Raw genomic sequence first — 2,247 nt, forward strand, 5'->3', positions numbered from 1 at the left:
TTTCCAGCGCGGCCATGGCCTGGGCTTCGTTCAGCGGCTTGAAGGCCTCACCTTTCTCACGGGCCACTTCGAAGCGCACATTGGCGCCCTTGGCGGTGCCGAGGTCAGCGTGAACTTCCCAGTACTCTTCGGGGTTGAACGCACGGATCTCGCGCTCACGCTCCACCACCAGCTTCACCGCAACCGATTGCACACGGCCAGCGGACAGGCCACGGGCGATCTTGGCCCACAGCAGTGGGGAGACCATGTAACCCACGACGCGATCGAGGAAACGGCGGGCCTGTTGCGCGTTGACGCGGTCGATGTCCAGCTCGCCCGGCTTGGAGAAGGCTTCCTGGATGGCTTTCTTGGTGATTTCGTTGAACACCACACGCTTGTAGCGGCTGTCATCACCGCCGATGGCTTCCCGCAGGTGCCAGGCAATGGCTTCCCCTTCGCGGTCCAAGTCCGTTGCGAGATAGATGGTGTCAGCATCCTTGGCGAGCCGGCGCAGCTCTTCAATGACCTTTTCCTTGCCAGGAAGGATCTCGTACTTGGCCTTCCAGCCATGATCCGGGTCCACACCCATGCGCGAGACCAGCTGCTTGCGCGCTTTCTCTTTAGGGCTGAGCACCGGACCTTCGCCCGCAGCCGCCTTGCCGCGCTTGGCAGCAGGCTCCTTGCTGGCGCTAGCCGAACCGCTGGTGGGCAGGTCTCGGATATGGCCGATACTCGACTTCACCACGTACTCGTTGCCCAAGTACTTGTTGATGGTCTTGGCCTTAGCCGGGGATTCCACAATGACCAGCGATTTGCCCATGGATCGGAAAATTCCTGAATTCGAGAAGTGAAAGGCAGTTGGCGCCTGTCGCGGCAACGCTATATATAGTGGCAACAAGGTGAGGTCAAGCGCAGCATTCTGCGCGGCCTGCCGTTATTGCCCTGAAAAAAGACTGGGTTCGACCTGGACCAAAGCAAAGCGCGGGACTTGCTCGCCGTCAACTTCGACGGTCTCCAGGAACATGCTCAATGGGCGCACCCAAAAGCCGTAATCGCCATACAGTGCTTGGTAGAACACCACTTCTTCTTCGCTCTCGGAGTGCCGCGCCACACTGAAAACACGGTACTGCGGACCTTTATAATGCTGGTAGAGCCCTGGTTCGACTTTCATGCTCTGGCCCTCTTACAAAATTTGTTAAAAAAAAAATACAAAACCGCCAAAAAACAAAAACCGGGGCACTGGGCCCCGGCTTTCCGTCACCCCAACACTTAGATGCGTTCGAAGACGGTGGAGATGCCTTGGCCGAGACCAATGCACATGGTTGCAACCCCAAGGTTGCCGCCATTTTGCTTCATCACGTTAAGCAAAGTGCCGGAGATACGCGCACCGGAGCAACCGAATGGGTGGCCCAGGGCAATTGCACCGCCGTGCAGGTTAACCTTCTCATTCATCTTGTCGAGTACTTTCAAATCTTTCAGCACTGGCAGGGCCTGTGCGGCGAAAGCTTCGTTGAGCTCGAAGAAGTCGATGTCGTTGATGGTCAGGCCCGCGCGCTTCAAGGCTTTTTGTGTGGCCGGTACTGGACCATAGCCCATGATCGCCGGGTCTACACCCGCTACGGCCATCGAACGGATCACGGCCATCGGCTGGATACCCAGGTCCTGGGCACGCTGCGCCGACATCACGATCATGCACGAAGCACCATCGGTGATCTGCGACGAAGTACCGGCTGTCACGGTGCCGCCCTTTGGATTGAAGGCCGGCTTCAAGGCCGCCAGGCTTTCCAGGGTGGTGTCCGGGCGAATGGTTTCGTCGTAGTCGAACAGCTTCAGGAAACCGTTCTCGTCGTAGCCGTTCATCGGGATGATTTCATCCTTGAACTTGCCTTCCACGGTCGCCTTGTGGGCCAACTGGTGGGAGCGCAGGCCGAACGCATCCTGGGCTTCGCGGGTAATGCCGTGCATTTTGCCAAGCATTTCTGCGGTCAGGCCCATCATGCCCGAAGCTTTTGCCGCGTACAGCGACATGTGTGGGTTAGGGTCGACGCCGTGCATCATGCTGACGTGGCCCATGTGCTCCACACCACCAACCACGAACACATCACCGTTGCCGGTCATGATCGCCTGGGCGGCAGTGTGCAACGCACTCATCGACGAGCCGCACAGGCGGCTGACAGTCTGGCCGGCGGCTGTGTGCGGGATCTGGGTCATCAGCGACGCCATGCGCGCGATGTTCCAGCCCTGCTCCAGGGTCTGGTTGACGCAGCC

At 58.9% G+C, this 2,247-nt stretch carries 3 protein-coding genes; all 3 read right to left on the reverse strand.

Annotated features, from left to right (window positions below; translation table 11 throughout):
• A partial coding sequence (locus ACRESD_RS15330; protein WP_431751695.1) for a DNA topoisomerase occupies positions 1-799 on the reverse strand: 799 nt, incomplete at its 3' end.
• A gap of 114 nt (positions 800-913) precedes the next feature.
• Positions 914-1,150: a DUF1653 domain-containing protein gene (locus tag ACRESD_RS15335; protein ID WP_115485924.1), complete on the reverse strand. Its 237-nt coding sequence runs from the start codon at positions 1,148-1,150 to the stop codon at positions 914-916.
• A 98-nt stretch (positions 1,151-1,248) separates the two neighbouring features.
• Positions 1,249-2,247: acetyl-CoA C-acyltransferase FadA (fadA, locus tag ACRESD_RS15340; protein WP_431751696.1), on the reverse strand; the 999-nt coding region annotated here is incomplete at its 5' end.

Source organism: Pseudomonas sp. (assembly GCF_050739995.1).
GTDB lineage: Bacteria > Pseudomonadota > Gammaproteobacteria > Pseudomonadales > Pseudomonadaceae > Aquipseudomonas.